The organism is Allobosea sp. 05T438, from assembly GCF_056396025.1.
The window spans coordinates 177,129-193,718 of record NZ_JBFTKQ010000007.1 but is presented as its reverse complement, the minus strand read 5'-3'; the positions used below and the strand labels follow the sequence as shown (position 1 = coordinate 193,718).

The 16,590-nt window shown below is 66.2% G+C and carries 16 protein-coding genes; 13 read left to right on the top strand and 3 right to left on the bottom strand.

Annotated features, from left to right (window positions below):
* Window positions 1-78: 78 nt before the first annotated feature.
* The 4 genes from AC1DIN_RS16495 (at window position 79) to AC1DIN_RS16480 (ending at window position 3,449) form a co-directional block, all read left to right on the top strand.
* Window positions 79-285 carry a CsbD family protein gene (locus AC1DIN_RS16495; protein WP_476810566.1) on the top strand — a complete coding sequence of 69 codons (207 nt, stop codon included), beginning with the start codon at window positions 79-81 and terminating at the stop codon, window positions 283-285.
* Between the two features lie 132 nt (window positions 286-417).
* Window positions 418-1,164: an SDR family NAD(P)-dependent oxidoreductase gene (locus AC1DIN_RS16490; RefSeq protein ID WP_476810565.1), complete on the top strand. Its 747-nt coding sequence runs from the start codon at window positions 418-420 to the stop codon at window positions 1,162-1,164.
* Between the two features lie 8 nt (window positions 1,165-1,172).
* Entirely contained in the window at window positions 1,173-2,390 is a 1,218-nt protein-coding gene (locus tag AC1DIN_RS16485) for an acyl-CoA dehydrogenase family protein (RefSeq protein WP_476810564.1), read from the top strand.
* 9 nt (window positions 2,391-2,399) lie between these two features.
* Window positions 2,400-3,449 carry a phosphotransferase family protein gene (locus AC1DIN_RS16480; RefSeq protein ID WP_476810563.1) on the top strand — a complete coding sequence of 350 codons (1,050 nt, stop codon included), beginning with the start codon at window positions 2,400-2,402 and terminating at the stop codon, window positions 3,447-3,449.
* 15 nt (window positions 3,450-3,464) lie between these two features.
* Here AC1DIN_RS16480 and eutC read toward each other — a convergent pair whose 3' ends face one another.
* Window positions 3,465-4,232, bottom strand: a complete 768-nt coding sequence (eutC, locus tag AC1DIN_RS16475) for an ethanolamine ammonia-lyase subunit EutC (RefSeq protein ID WP_476810562.1) — start codon at window positions 4,230-4,232, stop codon at window positions 3,465-3,467.
* Window positions 4,229-5,617 (bottom strand): ethanolamine ammonia-lyase subunit EutB, encoded by a 1,389-nt coding sequence (locus tag AC1DIN_RS16470; RefSeq protein WP_476810561.1) that lies wholly within the window; start codon window positions 5,615-5,617, stop codon window positions 4,229-4,231. The genes eutC and AC1DIN_RS16470 overlap by 4 nt, the downstream gene beginning before the upstream one ends.
* 299 nt (window positions 5,618-5,916) lie before the next feature.
* Here AC1DIN_RS16470 and AC1DIN_RS16465 point away from each other — a divergent pair, with 299 nt between their 5' ends.
* Genes AC1DIN_RS16465 through tam form a run of 5 tightly spaced genes read left to right on the top strand, consistent with a single transcriptional unit; the run spans window position 5,917 to window position 10,484 of the window.
* Window positions 5,917-7,053 (top strand): ABC transporter substrate-binding protein, encoded by a 1,137-nt coding sequence (locus AC1DIN_RS16465; RefSeq protein WP_476810560.1) that lies wholly within the window; start codon window positions 5,917-5,919, stop codon window positions 7,051-7,053.
* Between the two features lie 15 nt (window positions 7,054-7,068).
* Window positions 7,069-8,130 carry a FecCD family ABC transporter permease gene (locus AC1DIN_RS16460; RefSeq protein ID WP_476810559.1) on the top strand — a complete coding sequence of 354 codons (1,062 nt, stop codon included), beginning with the start codon at window positions 7,069-7,071 and terminating at the stop codon, window positions 8,128-8,130.
* A 3-nt stretch (window positions 8,131-8,133) separates the two neighbouring features.
* Window positions 8,134-8,919: an ABC transporter ATP-binding protein gene (locus AC1DIN_RS16455; RefSeq protein ID WP_476810558.1), complete on the top strand. Its 786-nt coding sequence runs from the start codon at window positions 8,134-8,136 to the stop codon at window positions 8,917-8,919.
* Window positions 8,920-8,922: 3 nt separating this feature from the next.
* Window positions 8,923-9,702: a class I SAM-dependent methyltransferase gene (locus AC1DIN_RS16450; RefSeq protein ID WP_476810557.1), complete on the top strand. Its 780-nt coding sequence runs from the start codon at window positions 8,923-8,925 to the stop codon at window positions 9,700-9,702.
* The gene (gene tam, locus AC1DIN_RS16445) at window positions 9,699-10,484 is read left to right on the top strand and encodes a trans-aconitate 2-methyltransferase (RefSeq protein ID WP_476810556.1); all 786 of its coding nucleotides are present in this window, start codon (window positions 9,699-9,701) and stop codon (window positions 10,482-10,484) included. The genes AC1DIN_RS16450 and tam overlap by 4 nt, the downstream gene beginning before the upstream one ends.
* 27 nt (window positions 10,485-10,511) lie before the next feature.
* Here tam and AC1DIN_RS16440 read toward each other — a convergent pair whose 3' ends face one another.
* Window positions 10,512-11,090: a cupin domain-containing protein gene (locus tag AC1DIN_RS16440; protein ID WP_441471187.1), complete on the bottom strand. Its 579-nt coding sequence runs from the start codon at window positions 11,088-11,090 to the stop codon at window positions 10,512-10,514.
* A 324-nt stretch (window positions 11,091-11,414) separates the two neighbouring features.
* On the opposite strand from AC1DIN_RS16440, the gene AC1DIN_RS16435 reads away from it, so the two are divergent.
* Genes AC1DIN_RS16435 through AC1DIN_RS16420 form a run of 4 tightly spaced genes read left to right on the top strand, consistent with a single transcriptional unit; the run spans window position 11,415 to window position 16,562 of the window.
* Window positions 11,415-13,061, top strand: a complete 1,647-nt coding sequence (locus AC1DIN_RS16435) for an amidohydrolase (protein ID WP_476810555.1) — start codon at window positions 11,415-11,417, stop codon at window positions 13,059-13,061.
* 15 nt (window positions 13,062-13,076) lie between these two features.
* A complete protein-coding gene (locus AC1DIN_RS16430) occupies window positions 13,077-14,018 on the top strand; it encodes an ABC transporter permease (protein WP_476810554.1) in 942 nt (313 codons plus the stop codon).
* Window positions 14,018-14,929, top strand: coding sequence for an ABC transporter permease (locus AC1DIN_RS16425; RefSeq protein WP_476810553.1), 912 nt, complete (start codon window positions 14,018-14,020; stop codon window positions 14,927-14,929). The genes AC1DIN_RS16430 and AC1DIN_RS16425 overlap by 1 nt, the downstream gene beginning before the upstream one ends.
* 43 nt (window positions 14,930-14,972) lie before the next feature.
* Window positions 14,973-16,562: an ABC transporter substrate-binding protein gene (locus AC1DIN_RS16420; protein ID WP_441471191.1), complete on the top strand. Its 1,590-nt coding sequence runs from the start codon at window positions 14,973-14,975 to the stop codon at window positions 16,560-16,562.
* Window positions 16,563-16,590: the final 28 nt, after the last annotated feature.

The following is a 16,590-nucleotide window of genomic DNA, read 5'->3' as shown; positions in this document are numbered from 1 at the left end:
TCTGCGGCATTTTTCGATGAACAATGGCGCTGCTGACGCGTTGTTTTCTCGAATCCACTCTCAAACGAGGAGGTCCCGATGGACTGGAACCGCGTCGAAGGAAACTGGAAGCAGCTCAAGGGCAAGGTGAAGGAGCAGTGGGGGAAGCTGACCGATGACGATCTCGACATCATCGCCGGCAAGCGCGACCAGCTCGAAGGCAAGATCCAGGAGCGCTACGGCCTCGCCAAGGACAAGGCCCGCAGCGATGTCGATGCCTGGTACGGCCGACAGACCTGGCAGTAATCAGGCAGCCGCCGATCGGTGGTGACGAAGTAAGGAGCCCCGGCGTCCCGCGCCGGGGCTCTTCGACGTTTGGCGCCTTGATCACCGCCGGTAACCGGCCGAGACTTAGCCGTGTTCGAAACGGGATGCCGGATGTTCGAGGATCTCTCAGGAAGGAGCGCCCTGGTGACGGGAGCCTCCGGTGGGCTGGGGCTGCATTTCGCCAAGCTGCTCGCGCGCCATGGCGTCGAGGTTACGCTCGCCGCGCGCCGGCAATCTGCGCTGGATCAGGCATGTGGCGAGATCGCTGCCGCGGGCGGCACTGCGCAAAACATTCTGCTGGATGTCGGCGATGCCACTTCCATCACCGATGCGCTCGCCGGCCGGCATTTCGACATCCTCATCAACAATGCCGGTGTCAGCGGCGCCGGTCCGGCGGCCGACCTTTCCGAAGCGGATTGGGATGCGGTGCTCGACACCAATCTCAAGGGCGTCTTCCTCGTCGCCCAGGCCGTGGCGCGCGGCATGCGCGAAGCCGGGCGCGGCGGAGCCATCGTCAACATCGCTTCGATCCTCGGCCATCGCGTCGCCGGCGGCGTCAGCGCCTACGCGGCCTCGAAGGCGGGCGTCATCCAGCTCACCAAGGCCCTGGCGCTCGAATGGGCACGCGACGGCATTCGCGTGAACGCCCTTTGCCCCGGTTATATCGAGACCGACATCAACCGCGATTTCTTCGGCAGCGAAGCCGGGCAGCAGCTGATCAAACGCATCCCGCAACGCCGGCTGGGGCGGCCGGAAGAACTCGACGGCGCGTTGCTGCTGATGGCCTCGGCCGCCGGCAGCTACATCACCGGCGCGACCATCGAAGTCGATGGCGGCCATCTCGTTTCGTCTCTGTGAGGACGGCCATGGATTTCGAGATTTCTGCCCGCATCGAGGATTATCGCGCCCGCATCGCCGCATTCGTCGAGCGCGAAATCATACCGCTGGAGGCGGACCGGGCTTCCTATGACGCGCATGGCAACATCGCGCTGCCCCTGCTGGAGACCGTGCGCGCCAAGGCCCGTGCGGCTGGGCTCTGGTGCCTGCAGCTCAAGCCGGAAACCGGCGGGGCCGGGCTTGGCAAAATGGGCATGGCGGTCGCCTATGAGGAGATGAACCGCTCGATCTTCGGCCCCGTCGTCTTCAATTCGGCTGCCCCCGACGATGGCAACATGATGGTGCTGGAGGCGCTCGGAACCCCCGATCAGAAGGAGCGTTGGCTGAAGCCCATCGTCGAGGGCAAGGTCCGCTCGGCCTTCGCCATGACCGAGCCCCACCCCGGCGGCGGCTCCGACCCTTCGATGATCCTGACCAAAGCCGAACGGCGGGGCGACACGTACATTGTCAGCGGCCGCAAATGGTTCATTACGGGGGCGGAGGAGGCGAAGCACTTCATCCTGGTCGCCCGCACCTCGGACGATCCGCGCAGCGGCCTCACCGCCTTCCTCTTCCATGCCGACCAGCCGGGCTGGCGCATCCGGCGCCGCATCGAGATTATGGGGCCGGAGGAGCATGGCGGCCATTGCGAGCTGGAATTCGACGGCCTGGAGATTCCGGTCGAGGATGTGCTCGGCGGCGAAGGCAGGGGCATGAAGGTGACGCAGGTCCGCCTTGGCCCGGCCCGCCTGACGCATTGCATGCGCTGGCTTGGCCTCTCCAGGCGCTGCGTCGAGATCGCGCAGGCCTATGCCGCCGAGCGCTACGGCTTCGGCCAGCGCCTCGCCGATCGCGAGAGCATTCAGCTCAAGCTCGGCGACCTCGCCATGCGCATCGAGATCGGCCGGTTGCTGGTGATGAAGGCGGCCTGGGAGCTCGATCGTGGCGGCTTGGCCCGCAAGGAGGTCTCGATGGCCAAGGTCCAGGTTGCGAATGTCCTGCACGATGCCGCCGATGTCGCCATCCAGATCAACGGTGCCCGCGGCTATTCCAAGGACACTGTGCTGGAGTGGATCTACCGCTACGCCCGCCAGGCGCGGCTGGTCGACGGCGCAGATGAAGTCCACAAGATGGTGCTGAACCGCTTCCTGACCGAGGAAGGCCGCGATTTCTGGCGCTGGCCCGTCGCCGGGCGGGCACAAGGCTGAGGCGTCGCGATGACCGGGCAGGGCGGCGAGGCTCCAAGCGGCAAAGCCGATTTCGACCCCGCCGCGCTGGCGGGTTTCCTGGACGAACGCTTCGGTCCGGGCGCTCTCTCGATCGAGCGGATCGGCGGAGGCCAATCCAATCCGACCTATTTCGTCGATCATGGCGGGAAGCGGCTGGTGCTGCGCAAGCAGCCGGCGGGACCGATCCTGCGCGGCGCCCATGCGATCGACCGCGAGTTCCGTGTTCTTGAAGCGCTGGCGCAAACGAATGTGCCGGTGCCCCGCGCGGTGCTCTTCCATGCCGAACCCGAGCCGCTTGGCACGCCCTTCTATCTGATGGAGCGGCTCGATGGCCGCGTCTTCCATGATTGCGCCTTGCCCGGCCTCGCGCCAGCCGAGCGCCGCGGCCTCTATCTCGGCATGGCCGAGGCCCTGGCGAAGCTCCACTCCGTCAGGGCCGACGCCGTCGGTCTCGGCGACTTCGGCCGACCGGGAAATTATTTCGAGCGCCAGATCGCGCGTTGGACCAGGCAACTGCGGGAATCGCCGGGCGAGGGGATCGCGGAACTGGAGGCGGTCGCCGATTGGCTACCGGCGCATCTCCCTCCCGATGACGGTCAGGTCTCGATCGCCCACGGCGATTTCCGGCTCGGCAACCTGCTTTTTCACCCCGAGAAGCCCGAGGTGATCGGCATCCTCGACTGGGAGTTGTCGACGCTCGGCCATCCGCTTGCCGATCTCGGCTATTGCGCCATGCCCTGGCACACGGCGTCCGACGAATATGGCGGCATCATCGGCCTCGACCGGGCCGCGCTCGGCATTCCCACAGAGGCCGAGTTTCTCGCGCATTATTATGCCCATGCCGTGCCGACGGCGCCGCTCACGCGCTTTCATCTCGCCTTCGCGCTGTTTCGTTTCGCCGTGATCTTCGTCGGCATTGCCGATCGCGTCAGGGCGGGCACGGCTGCGGCTGCCAACGCTGCGGAGTTAGCGCCACTGGGGCGACGCTTCGCCGTGCGGGCGCTCGAAGCCATGGACGGTCCCGACAAGCTGCTCTGATCGGGTGCCGCGTGTTCAGATCGTGTCGGAGGCGAGGCGGGCGGTGGTGTTGCTCGCACTCTCGTCCTTCAATGCGACGCCGGAGAGCCCGCGCGCGAACGAGGCCTCCACCAGCCAGGCAGCGCGCGTTGCGGCTTCGGCTGGCGCCAGACCTGCGCCATGGATGTTCGAGACGCAGTTGCGCTCGCCATCGTTGCGCCCGGGGCGCGGGGCGTAGGTGATGTAGAGCCCCAGGCTGTCGGGGCAGGACAGGCCCGGCCGTTCGCCGATCAGCAGCAGCGTCAGCCTTGCGCCGAAGAGCATGCCGATCTCATCGCCGATGGCCACCCGGCCTTGCGAGACGATGACGGCCGGCGACAGCGACCAGCCGCTGCGCTCCGCGAGCGGCAGGAAAGCTGCGACGAAGCGAGCGGCATGGGCCTGCACGGCCTGTGCCGACAGGCCGTCGGCGATGACGAGCGCGATATCGCAGCCGCCGCTGCCGCCGGACGCGACAGCGGCGTGGCTTTCCGCGGCAAGGCTGCGGCCGAGATCGGGGCGCAGCAGGTACGAGGCGCGCCCGGCCGCCCGGCTGGCGACCTGAAGGGAGGCGAGCCCAAGCGACCGCAGCTCGGCGGCGAGCGCGGCCGTGTCGAGTTCCGCGTGGACGGCGTCGCGGGCCTGCGCATGGGCGAGGGCGAAGCGCAGGGTTTCGTGCGTGCCGAGGCCCGATCCGGCACGGCCGATGCCGATGCGCGCTGGCGTCAGTGCGGAAAGGCGCCGCCAGGGATCGGGAGTGCTCACGACACCATCTCCGCCAGTGACGTCACGAGGCGCGGTGCACCAGCCTGGGCCAGGAGCCGGCCATCTGTGCCCGTCAGGCCCTGTTCCTGCAGCCAGCGCTCGAACTCGGGCGCGCGCTTCAGGCCGAGCAGGTCGCGAATGTAGAGTTGGTCGTGGAAAGAGGTCGACTGATAGTTCAGCATCACGTCGTCGGCGCCCGGCACGCCCATCACATAGGTGACTCCGGCCGTCGCAAGCAGCGTCAGCAGGGCGTCCATATCGTCCTGATCGGCTTCCGCATGGTTGGTGTAACAGACGTCGCAGCCCAGCGGCAGGCCCATCAGCTTGCCGCAAAAGTGGTCTTCCAGCCCTGCACGGGTGATCTGCTTGCCGTCATAGAGATATTCCGGTCCGATGAAGCCGACGACGGTGTTGACCAGCAGGGGATCGAAGGCCCTGCAGACGGCATAGGCACGCGCCTCGAGCGTCTGTTGGTCAACACCGTGATGGGCCTCTGCCGAGAGCGCCGAGCCCTGGCCGGTCTCAAAATACATCAGGTTTTGCCCGAGCGTGCCGCGCTTCAGCGAGAGCCCGGCCTCGTAGCCTTCACGCAGCACGGAAAGATCGATGCCGAAGGAGCGATTGGCCGCCTCAGTGCCGGCGACGGACTGGAAGACGAGGTCGACCGGCGCGCCACGCGCGATCAGCTCGATCGATGAGGTGACATGGGTGAGCACGCAGCCCTGCGTCGGGATGGCGTAGCGCTGGATCACCTCGTCGAGCAGCTTGAGCAGGTCCGAGAGCACGCTGAGATTGTCGGAGACCGGGTTGATGCCGATCACGGCATCGCCGCAGCCATAGGAGAGCCCGTCGATGATCGAGGCGGCGATGCCGCGCGGATCGTCGGCAGGGTGGTTCGGTTGCAGGCGCACGGCCATGGTGCCGGGCAGGCCGAGCGTGTTGCGGAAGCGGGTCACCACGCGACATTTCCGCGCCACGGCGATCAGGTCCTGCAGGCGCATGATCTTCGAGACGGCGGCTGCCATTTCAGGCGTGACGCCCCTGGCGAGCCGGGCCAGCGCTTCGCTCGACGCCTCGTCCGAAAGCAGCCAGTCGCGGAAGCCGCCGACCGTCAGGCCCGCGACCGGCGCAAAGGCCGCCGCGTCATGCGTGTCGAGGATCAGGCGGGTGATCTCGTCGATCTCGTAGGGAATCAGCGCTTCGGTGAGGAAGGTCTTGAGCGGCAGATCGGCCAGCGTCATCCGGGCTGCCACGGCCTCCTCCGCCGAGGCGGCCGCAAGTCCCGCGAGTTGATCGCCCGAGCGCGGCGGTGTGGCCTTGGCCATGAGGTCGCGCAGGTCTTCGAAGACATAGCTCCGCAAGCCGATGACATGGCGGTAGGCCACGGACCCTATCCTTTCCGCTGCTGCCGGCTTGTGGGCCGACCATTGTCGATGTGATTTCGAGCACAATTCATGCCGTGCGGCAAAGGCTCATCGCACCTCGGCGCGGCAAGCATGGAGCTCTGGTCTTCGGTGAGCGCGGGATGTTTTTCGAACCTAATGTTCCGCGATCGGATGCTGTCCGTTTACAAGAAAACTGCAGTATTCATTTCTTTAGAATAATTAAAAGATGCAGATTTGCTTTGTCTACTGCCGGAGGATTGTGTTAGCGCGAAGCGCTTTTCTCGATACGGTCGGCTATCATGTTCGCTCTGTCCCGCCTGACGCGCCTTCTTCCTGCTGCCGCATTGGCTCTGGCGGTGTTCTCCGCACCGTCCGCCCGCGCCGAGACGATCGAGGTCACTGATCTCGCCGGGCGCGTCGTCAACGTCACGCGCGATCCGTCGAAGATCGTGCTGAGCGAGGGCCGCCAGCTCTACACGCTGGCGATGCTGGACCGCGACGACCCGTTCAAGCGCGTCGTCGGCTGGGGCAACGACCTGATCCAGAACGATCCCGGTGCCTGGCAGAAATATCTGGCGAAGTTCCCGAAGGCGAAGGACGTCGCCGATATGGGCAACCCCTATGCCGCCGATGTCAGCATGGAGAAGATCGCCGCGCTCGGCACCGAGGTCTACATCCTCGACCTCTCCAACTACTTCAAGGCGCAGGAGACGGGCCTGCTCGGCAAGCTCGAGAAGGCCGGCATCGCCACGATCTTCGTCGATTTCCGCCAGGATCCGACCCAGAACGTGCTGCCGAGCGTGCAGCTGCTGGGCCGCGTCCTCGGCCGCGAGAAGGAGGCGGCTGCCTTCACCGACTATTATCTCCGCCAGACCCGCCGCATCTATGCGCGTGTCGGCGCCATCCCCGACAAGAAGAAGCCGATGGTTTTCGTCGAGCGGGCCGCCGGGCTCCTGCCTTGCTGCGCCACCTTCGGCCCCTTCAACTTCGGCCGCTTCATCGAGGAAGCCGGCGGGCGCAACTGGGGCAGCCAGTACTTCTCAGCTTTCCAGGCCGAAGCCGCGCAGGAGAAGGTGCTCACCGACAACCCGGATGTCTATTTCCTGACGGGCGCCAACTGGTACGGCAGCAATCCCGGCAGCAACGCCGTCAGCCTCGGCTATGACGCCACCCCCGAGAAGGTGCAGAAGGAAATCTCGGCGCTGATGCAGCGGCCGGGCTTCCAGCAGCTCAAGGCAGTGCAGGGCAAGAAGGTGATGGCCTTCTACCACCAGTTCTACGACGCGCCCTATTACTTCGTCGCCGAGCTCGCCATGGCCAGGGAACTCTATCCGGACCTGTTCAAGGACATCGATCCAGAGGCGGTGTTCAAGGAATTCCATGAGAAATTCCTGCCGATCTCCTATTCCGGCGTCTTCTGGGCCAAGCTCCAGTGATCGCGGCCTGAAGCGATGACGGCAGTCCTGCCCGTGGCGGCGACCGCGACCGCGGATTACCGCAAGCGCAACGCGAAGCGCCTGAAGCTCGTTCTGCTCGGCGTGCTGGCGTTGCTCTTTGCGGTGGCGCTCGACGTCTCGATCGGGCCCGGCAACCTGCCGCTCGCCGATGTGCTGCGCACGCTCGTCGACCCGCAATCGGCCTCGCCGCGATTGTCCGTCATCGTCTGGGATCTGCGCCTGCCGATCGCGCTGATGGCGCTCGCCGTCGGCGCCATGCTCGGCCTGAGCGGGGCGGGCATGCAGACCATCCTCGCCAATCCGCTGGCCGATCCCTTCACGCTCGGGGTCTCCGCCGCGGCGACGGTTGGCGCCTCCGTGGCGATCGTCTTCGGCTGGAGCGTCGTGCCCGGCGCCGGCCCCTTCATCGTCACGGCGAATGCCTTCGTCTTCGCACTCGCCGCTTCGCTCGTGCTGTTCTTCATGACCAAGCTGCGCGGCGTCAGCGCCGAGACGATGATCCTGGTCGGCATCGCGCTGCTCTTCACCTGCAACGCCTTCACGGCACTGCTGCAGTACCGCTCGAATGAGGTCCAGCTTACCCAGATCGTGTTCTGGACGCTGGGCAGCCTCGCCCGCGCCACCTGGGGCAAGGTCGCTGTCGCAGCGCTGCTGATCGCGCTGGCGTTGCCCTTCTTCCTGATGCGCGGCTGGGCGCTCACCGCGCTCCGGCTCGGCGACGACCGGGCGGAGAGCCTCGGCGTCCGCGTCGATCGGCTGCGGCTGGAGATCCTGATCGCGACATCGCTGCTGGCGGCCGTTTCGGTCTCCTTCGTCGGCGGCATCGGCTTCATCGGGCTGGTCGGGCCGCATATCGCGCGGCTCCTGGTCGGGGAGGACCAGCGCTTTTTCCTGCCCGTCGCGACGATCGCGAGCGCGGTCCTGCTTTCGCTCGCCTCCAGCGTGTCGAAGGCGATCACACCCGGCGTGATCTATCCGATCGGCATCATCACAGCGCTGATCGGCGTGCCTTTCTTCTTCAGCTTGGTCATGTCGATCCGCAACAGGGGAGCCTGAGCCGTGGCGCTGCTCATCCGCGATCTCGATTTCCGCTATGGCGCCACGCCCGTGCTGCAAGGGCTCGGCACCGGCGAGTTGCCACGCGGCGAACTGGCTGCATTGGTCGGTCCGAACGGCTCGGGCAAGTCGACGCTGTTCCGCTGCGCGGCTGGCCTGCTTGCCCCGCAGGCAGGCATGGTCAAGCTCGATGATCGCGATCTGGCGATGCTCCCGGCACGGGAACGTGCGCGCAAGGTCTTCTATCTCGCGCAGAATACCGAGGCGCGCGTCGCGCTGTCGGTCTTCGACATCATCCTGCTCGCCCGCAAGAGCCTGCATCGCGGGTTTGCTCTCGCGGCCTCCTCCGAGGACATGCGCGCCGTCGAGGCGGTGATTGCGGAGCTGGGTCTCGCTCCCTTCGCCTCGCGCGACATCGCCACGCTCTCCGGAGGCCAACGCCAGCTTGCGGCGATCGGCCAGGCGCTTGTGCGCGAGCCCGACGTGTTGCTGCTCGACGAGCCGACGAGCGCGCTCGATGTCCGCCGTCAGCTCGACGTCATGGCGACGATTCGCGAGGCGACCCGCAGGCGCGGCATCGTCACCGTCGTGGCCATCCACGATCTCTCGCTCGCGGCACGCTTTGCCGACCGTGTCCTCGTCATGAATGGCGGGCGCATCGCCCAGGCCGGCGCGCCGGTCGAGGTGCTTGCGCATCCGGCGGTTTCGGAGACATATGCCGTGGGTGTGCATCTGGAGCATTCGGCCCGCGGCACGCTTCTGGTCGAGCCCTATATCCAGGTCCATTGAGCCATGTCCGCTCCCGCTTCGCACGACAATTTCACCCTGAAGGAAGAGATCCGGGCCTATTGGTCGTCGCGTGCCGAGAGCTTCGATCTCTCCTTCGGCCATGCGATCAAATCCGACCGGGAGCTGCAGGCGTTCCAGCGCCTGATTCGCGATTCCTTCGGCCCGGCACCGCTCGATGTGCTCGACCTCGCCTGCGGCACCGGCGAAATCACCCGCGCGCTGCTCTCGCTCAAGCACCGCGTCACGGCGCTCGACTTCTCCGAGGCGATGCTGGAGCGCGCCCGCGCCAAGCATGGCAAGGCGGCACGCTTCCGGCTCGGCGATGCCGAGCATCTGCTCGACGACGAGGCCAGCTATGATGCGGCGATCACCCGCCATCTCGTCTGGACGCTGACCGATCCGGAAGCGGCTCTGAGCGAGTGGTTCCGCGTCCTGCGCCCCGGTGGCCGCCTGCTGGTGATCGACGGTGACTGGGTGAACCGCACGCGCTGGCAGGCGCTGGTCAACCGCTTCGGCAACTGGCTGCGCGACAGGCGCGGTGCGCCCGTCCATCAGATCGATGCGGACACCCATGCCTCGATCACCAAGCGCTTCTACTTCAAGGACGGTCTTAGCCGGCAGCGTCTCGAGGATATGCTGAAGGCTGCAGGCTTCGTCGATATCGTGCCGGCTGACTATATCCAGGTCGTTCGCGAGCAGCAGCGGGCCGCCCCGCTGCACGATGCGATCCGGCTGGCTTCCTCGACCCGTTTCGCCCTGCTTGGCCGGAAGCCTTCCGCATGACTGCAAAGCCTGACTGGGATGCCGCGCAATATCTGCGCTTCGAGGACGAGCGGACACGCCCCTCGATCGACCTCCTCGCCCGCGTGCCGCTCAGCGCTCCACAGCGCTGCGTCGATCTCGGCTGCGGCCCCGGCAACAGCACCGAACTGGTCGCGCAGCGGTTTCCCGATGCCCTGACCCAGGGGCTCGATTCCTCGCCGGACATGCTGGAGAAGGCGCGCAAGCGCCTGCCGAACCTGTCCTTCGTGCTGGGCGATGTCGCAACCTGGTCCGACGCCGCCGGTTACGACCTGGTCTTCGCCAATGCCGTGCTGCAATGGCTGCCCGACCATGAAGGCCTGTTTCCGCGGCTGGCGCGCTCGCTCAAGCCGGGCGGTTGCCTCGCCGTGCAGATGCCGAACAATCTCGCGGAACCTTCGCATGTCGCGATGCGCGAGGTCGCCGCGGAAGGGCCATGGGCAGAGCGGCTCGCCACCGCCAAGGCGGAGCGCTCCGCAATCGGCTCCTTCGGGGATTACCGCCGCTGGTTGATGGCTGCCGGATGCCGGGTCGACATTTGGCAGACGACCTATGTGCATGCGCTCGCCGGCGTCGAGGCCATCGCCGAATGGTTCAAGAGCACGGGCCTCAAGCCCTATCTCGACCGGCTGACGGCCGAGGAGCGCGAGCCTTTCATGGCGCGCTATCTGGAGCGCATCGCGCCGCATTACCCGGTCGAGAGCGACGGCAAGGTGCTGCTGCGCTTCCCGCGCCTGTTCATCGTCGCGGTTCGCGAGGGCTGAAGCGCTGCGCGCCGAAGGCGGTGCTGCCTAGAGATAGGGCGGCGTGCAGGCGCTGACGACGATGCAGCGCTCCGTGCCGATGTTGCGGAAGCGATGCGGAACGCGGCTGTCGAAGAGATAGGCGTCGCCCGGCATCAGCACCTTGATCTGGTCGCCGACGGAGACTTCGAGTTCGCCCGACAGCACCACCCCGCCCTCATGCGAATCGTGCTTCAGCATCGCGATTCCCGTATCGGCGCCGGGCTCGTAGGATTCGTGCAGGATCTGCAGGTTGTGCGCCTGCGCGTCGCCGACCTGCCGGAAGGACATCTGCCCCCGGCTTTCGCCGCCATTGACCTGATGCAGCCGCGAGGTGAGATCGAGCAGGTCCGGGGCCTCGAAGAAGACCTTGTCCTTCGGGGTCCGGGCCTCGTCAAAAAAATTCACCATGCTCATCGGGATGCCGTCGAGGATCTTGCGCAGCGAGGCGACCGACGGACTGTTCCGATTCTGCTCGATCAGCGAGATCAGGCTGTGCGTGACGCCCGAGCGGGCGGCCAGTTCGCGCTGGGAAAGCCCGGCCGCGAGCCTGATTTCCTTCAGCCTTCCGCCGACATCAAAGCTCATCGCTGCTCCGCCTCCCCGTTTCGCGCGCCTTGTCTTTTTTGCGCGTCATGCAGGGCGCGCCTGCTCGACGGCCCTTGCCATGCTCAATATTCTGAGCAATGCTGCCAGAAAGCCAATAAGAAAATTGTGTCATGGGGAACAGGCGGATTGGAATAGTTTTCGCGATCAGAACGTACCGTCCAGACTAAAATCCCAATCCCCTCCGATAGGGCTGCGTGGAAGCGATATCTCGCTTTCGCGCGACGGTCGATGCTTGCCGAATACTGCCTATTTGCCAATGCCTGCGGCGAGAATTCAACAGAGAAAACAGGGTAAGCAGGGGCGATGACGCAAGCCGAAACCGTTTTGTTGAATGGCCGCATCTTCTGCGGCTTGGCGGAAGGCTTCGCGGAAGCCCTGGCGATCGCTGGCGGCAAGGTGCTGGCGGCGGGGTCGGCGGCGGAGATCGCCGCGCTTCAGGGGCCTGGCACCAAGGTCGTCGATCTCGCCGGTCGCGTCGCCATTCCCGGTCTCAACGACGCGCATATGCATCTGCTGCCGCTCGGCCTCGCCATGAGCGAGGTCAATCTGCGCCCCGAGGAAGGCGTCAACAGCATCGGCGAGGTTCTGCGCCGCGTTGCCGCGGCCGTGAAGGGCAAAAAGCCCGGCGAATGGGTGATCGGTCGCGGCTACGACCACAACGAACTTGCCGAGGGGCGTCATCCCACGGCCGAGGAGCTCGACCGTATCGCCCCGGACAATCCCGTCTACATCAAGCGCACTTGCGGCCATGTCGGCGTCGTCAACAGCCGTGCCATGGCGGCTGCAGGCATCGGCCACAACACGCCGAGCCCGGCCGGCGGCCTGATCGAGCGGCGCGACAACAAGCTCACCGGCCTGCTGGCGGAGAGCGCGATGCGGCTGATCGTCGAGGCGATGCCGCAGGCTAGCGTCGCCGAGCTGAAGGCGGCGATCGAGAAGGCCGGGCACTACATGCTCGCGCAGGGCTTCACCAGCGTGATGGATGCCGGCGTCGGCATGGGCGCGGGCATGGCCGAGATCGAGGCCTATGAGGAGCTCGCCCGCGCCGGCACGCTGCCGGTCAGGACCTGGGTCTGCATCTACGGCAATGCTGACGGCATCGGTGACGAGGCTTACGCCGCCGGCTACCGCTTCGGCCGCGAGACCGGCCTGCTGCGCTACGGCGCGATGAAGGTGTTCGGAGACGGTAGCGCCGGCGGCCTGACCGCGGCGATGAGCGAGCCCTACCTCGTCGGCGATCCCGATAACCGCGGCATCTTCATCTATCCCGACGAAGATATGCACCGCTATCTCGCGCATTATCACAAGCTCGGCTACCAGCTCGCCATCCACGCGATCGGCGACGCCGCGATCGAGCAGGTGCTCTCGGGCATCGAAAAAGCCGACAGCGCCGAGCATCCGATCCGCGGGCGGCGCCACCGCATCGAGCATTGCGGCTTCCTCACCGACGGCCAACTCGCCCGCATGGCGGCGGCGGGGATCGACCCCGTGCCGCAGCCGGCCTTCATCTACGAGTTCGGCGATCTCTACGTGATCAATCTCGGCGAGGCCCGCGCCGGCGCCTCCTATCCGATGCGCAAATGGCTCGATGGCGGGCTCCATGCCGCGGCGAGCTCGGATGCCCCGGTCTGCGCCACCGACCCGTTCAAGAACCTTTTCACGATGGTCACCCGCCAGACCAAGCGCCACACCGAGATCGGGGGCGCCGAGCGGCTGAGCATGGAAGAGGCGGTGCATGCCTATACGCTGCTCGGCGCCTACACCCAGTTCGCCGAGGACAAGCTCGGCCGTCTTGTCCCCGGACAGCTCGCCGACATCGCCGTGCTCTCGCACGACATCTTCTCGGTTCCGGTCGAGCAGGTCGAGAACGAGGTGCGCTGCGACCTGACGCTGCTCGGCGGCGAGGTCGTCTTCGACCGGCACGGCCAGCTCGCGGCTGCCGCTCAATAAGCCGGGAACCTCTTCATGCTCCGACATACGCTGCAAAGGCTGCTGCTGGTCCTTCCGGTCCTGCTCGGCGTGCTGCTGATCGGCTTCCTGCTGATGCAGGTCGTGCCGACAGATCCGGCGCAGGTGCGCGCCGGCCCGACCGCGACCCAGGATGTCGTTCAGGCCATCCGCCAGGAACTGGGACTCGACCAGCCGCTCTGGAAGCAATTCGTGATCTATATCGGGCGCCTGGCGCAGGGCGATCTTGGCGTTTCCATCATCAACAACGTCCCCGTCGTGCAGGAGCTCGGCAACACCATCGGCCCGACGCTCGAATTGATGTTCGCCTCGCTGGTCTGGGCCATTCCGCTGGGCATGCTGCTCGGCACGCTCGGCGCCTATTTCCGCGGTTCGCTCATTGACCGCGCGATCATGGCGGTCTCGGTCGCCGGCGTTTCGCTGCCGGTCTTCTTCCTCGGCCTCGGGCTGATCTGGCTCTTCGGCTTCAAATATCCGATCCTGCCCTTCACCGGCCGCACCGGTCCGCTCTGGACCTGGGAAGGCATTCAGGGCGTCATCCTGCCGGCGCTCACGCTGGGGGGGGTCTTTGTCGGCCCGGTCGCCCGCATGACCCGTACCTCGGTGCTCGACGAGCTCGGCGCCGACCATGTCCGCACCGCCCGCGCCAAGGGGCTGGCTGAATGGGTCGTGTTGATCAGGCACACCTTGCGCAACGCGTTGGTGCCGGTCGTCACCCTGATCGGCCTGCAGATCGGCTTCCTGCTCGGCGGCGCCGTCGTCACGGAAACCGTGTTCTCGTGGCCGGGCATCGGCCGGCTCGCCGTCGGCGCCATCCTGTCGAGCGACCTGCCGATGGCGCAGGGCACGATCATCGTGTTGTCGCTCGGCTTCATCCTGGTCAATCTCGCGGTGGACGTCCTCTACGCCGTGCTCGATCCGCGTGTGAGGGGCGCCTGATGAGTTCCGCCAAAAGCGCTCTCCTGCCCGGTGCCAAGGCGGTGGAAGCCGCCGTGAGCGTCGCCGCCGCCACGCCTGTCCGCCGGAAGACGGTCCTCAGGATGCTGCTGTCCGATGTCGGCGCCTGCATCGCTCTCGGCCTGGTCGTCCTCGCCATCCTCTGTGCGGTGTTCGCCCCCTGGCTCGCCCCGACCGATCCTTACGGCAACGATCTCGCCAACACGCTGAAGCCGCCGGGCGAGGCCGGGCTGCTCGGCACGGACGGGCAGGGGCGCGACATGATCACCCGCCTGCTCTTCGGCCTCAGGACGACGCTGCTCATGGGCGGTGCCTCGGTGATCTTCGGCTGCGTGATCGGTGGCGTGATCGGTTTCGCTGCCGCCTATTACCCGAAGCTCTCCGGCATCCTGATGCGGTTGATGGACGTGCTGCTGTCCTTTCCGGCCATCCTGTTCGGCCTCGCCATCGCGGCGATCTTCGGCCCCGGGCTGACAGCGGTCATCATCGCGCTTTCGATCGCGACCGTGCCGCTGATGGCGCGCGTCGTGCGCGGCTCGGCGCTGGTGGTGCTGCAGCAGGGCTATATCGAGGCGGCCCGCTCGCTCGGCCTCAGCGATCTGCGCATCATCCTGCGCTACGTCCTGCCGAACTGCCTCTCGGCGATGTTCGTCTTCGTCACCCTGCGCTTCGGCCAGGTCATCCTGCTTGGCGCCGCGCTCTCCTTCCTCGGGCTCGGCGCGCAACCGCCGACCGCCGAGCTGGGAGCCATGGCCGCCGACGGCCGCAACTTCCTGTTTTTCGCGCCGCATGTCTCGGTCCTGCCGAGCCTCGTGATCTTCGCGGTCGTGCTCGCCTTCAACGTCCTCGGCGATGCGCTGCGGGACGCTCTCGATCCGAAGCTGCGGAAGTAAGCCGCTCATACCGCCCAAGAAACGTCAAAAGGGGACCAGCTCGATGACCAAACTCTCCACCCTGCTTCTGGCCGGCGCCGCCGTGGCGACGTTCGCCGCCCTGCCGGCGGTCGCGCAGCAGAAGGCGCCGCTCTCGATCCTGCGCGTGATCGACGCCGACAATTACGACCCGATCCGCACCACCGCCACGGCCGCTGCCGAGGTGCTCTACATGATGGCGGATACGCTGGTGACGGTCGACTTCGACATGAAGACGATCAAGCCGGGCCTCGCGAACAGCTGGACGGTCTCGCCGGACGGCATGACCTACACCTTCAAGCTGCGCAACGACGTCAAGTTCTGCGACGGCCGCCCGATGACGATCGACGACGTCGTCTATTCGCTGAAGCGCTGGACCGACCCCGCCAACAAGTCGCCGGTCTCCTTCCGCGGCGGCCCGGTCAAGGACATCCGCGCCGACGGCGATTCCACGCTGATTTACGAGCTCAAGGAGCCCTACAGCGACCTGCTGTTCCAGATGGCGCTGTCCTTCGCCTCTGTCGTCGACAAGAACACGGTCGAGAAGCTCGGCCCGAACTTCGGCGTGCAGGGCTTCAACGGAACCGGCCCGTATTGCTGGTCGAAATGGACCCCGCGCCAGGAGCTCGTCCTCAAGAAGAACCCGCACTACAGCTGGGGCCCGCCGATCTACAAGGACCCGAAGCCGCAGATCGACGAGATCGTCTGGAAGGTTATTCCCGAGTCGAACACGCTGATGGCCGCGATCCAGGCCAAGCAGGCCGACGTGACCTATTACATGCCCTATATCGCGCTCGACACGATGCAGCGCATCCCGGGCATGACGGTGCAGCGGCAGGAAAACTACATCTACGACATCTTCATGGGCTTCAAGGTCGACAAGCCCGTTTCGAAAGATGCGGCGATCCGCGAAGCGGTCAACATGGCCGTCGACAAGCAGGCCATCGCCAAGGCGATCTTCTTCGGCAAGGGCACCGCGCTGCCTTCGCTGCTCAACCCGGCCGTGCTCGACTACGACAAGGATTCGGCCGGCAAGATGCCCAAGCATGACGCCGCCGGCGCCATCAAGGTGCTGGAAGCGGCCGGCTGGAAGCCGGGCTCCGACGGCATCCGAGAGAAGGACGGCCAGAAGGCGACCTTCGTCGTTTACGGCATCCGCAACGACGTGAACCCGCGCATCTCGGAGGCGATGCAGGCCGATCTGCGCAAGGTCGGCATCGACCTGAAGATCCAGCTCTGGGATGCCACCGTCGCCTGGGGCAAGCTGGCGACGCAGGAATTCGACGCCTTCTACATGTCCTACCCCTATGTGACGGCGACCGAGGCGCTGAACCTCTACTTCGCCAGCCGCCAGGCTCCGACGCCGAACCGGATGAACTGGAAGGACCCGAAGACGGACGAGTTGCTCAAGACGGCGGCGACCGCCGTCGATGCCGACAAGCGCAAGCAGGCGATCGGCGCGGTCCAGACCCAGCTCACCGAGGCGAATGTCTGGGTGCCGCTGGCCTCGCAGCCGCTCTGGGTGGTGGCGGGCGACCGTGTCGAGGGCGCACGAGCCCACGGCATCTACGGCGCGGGCCTCTACAAGGGCCTCGACATCAAGCTGAAGCGCTAAGCTTCCTCAGCGCCGCGTGGCCCAGGCC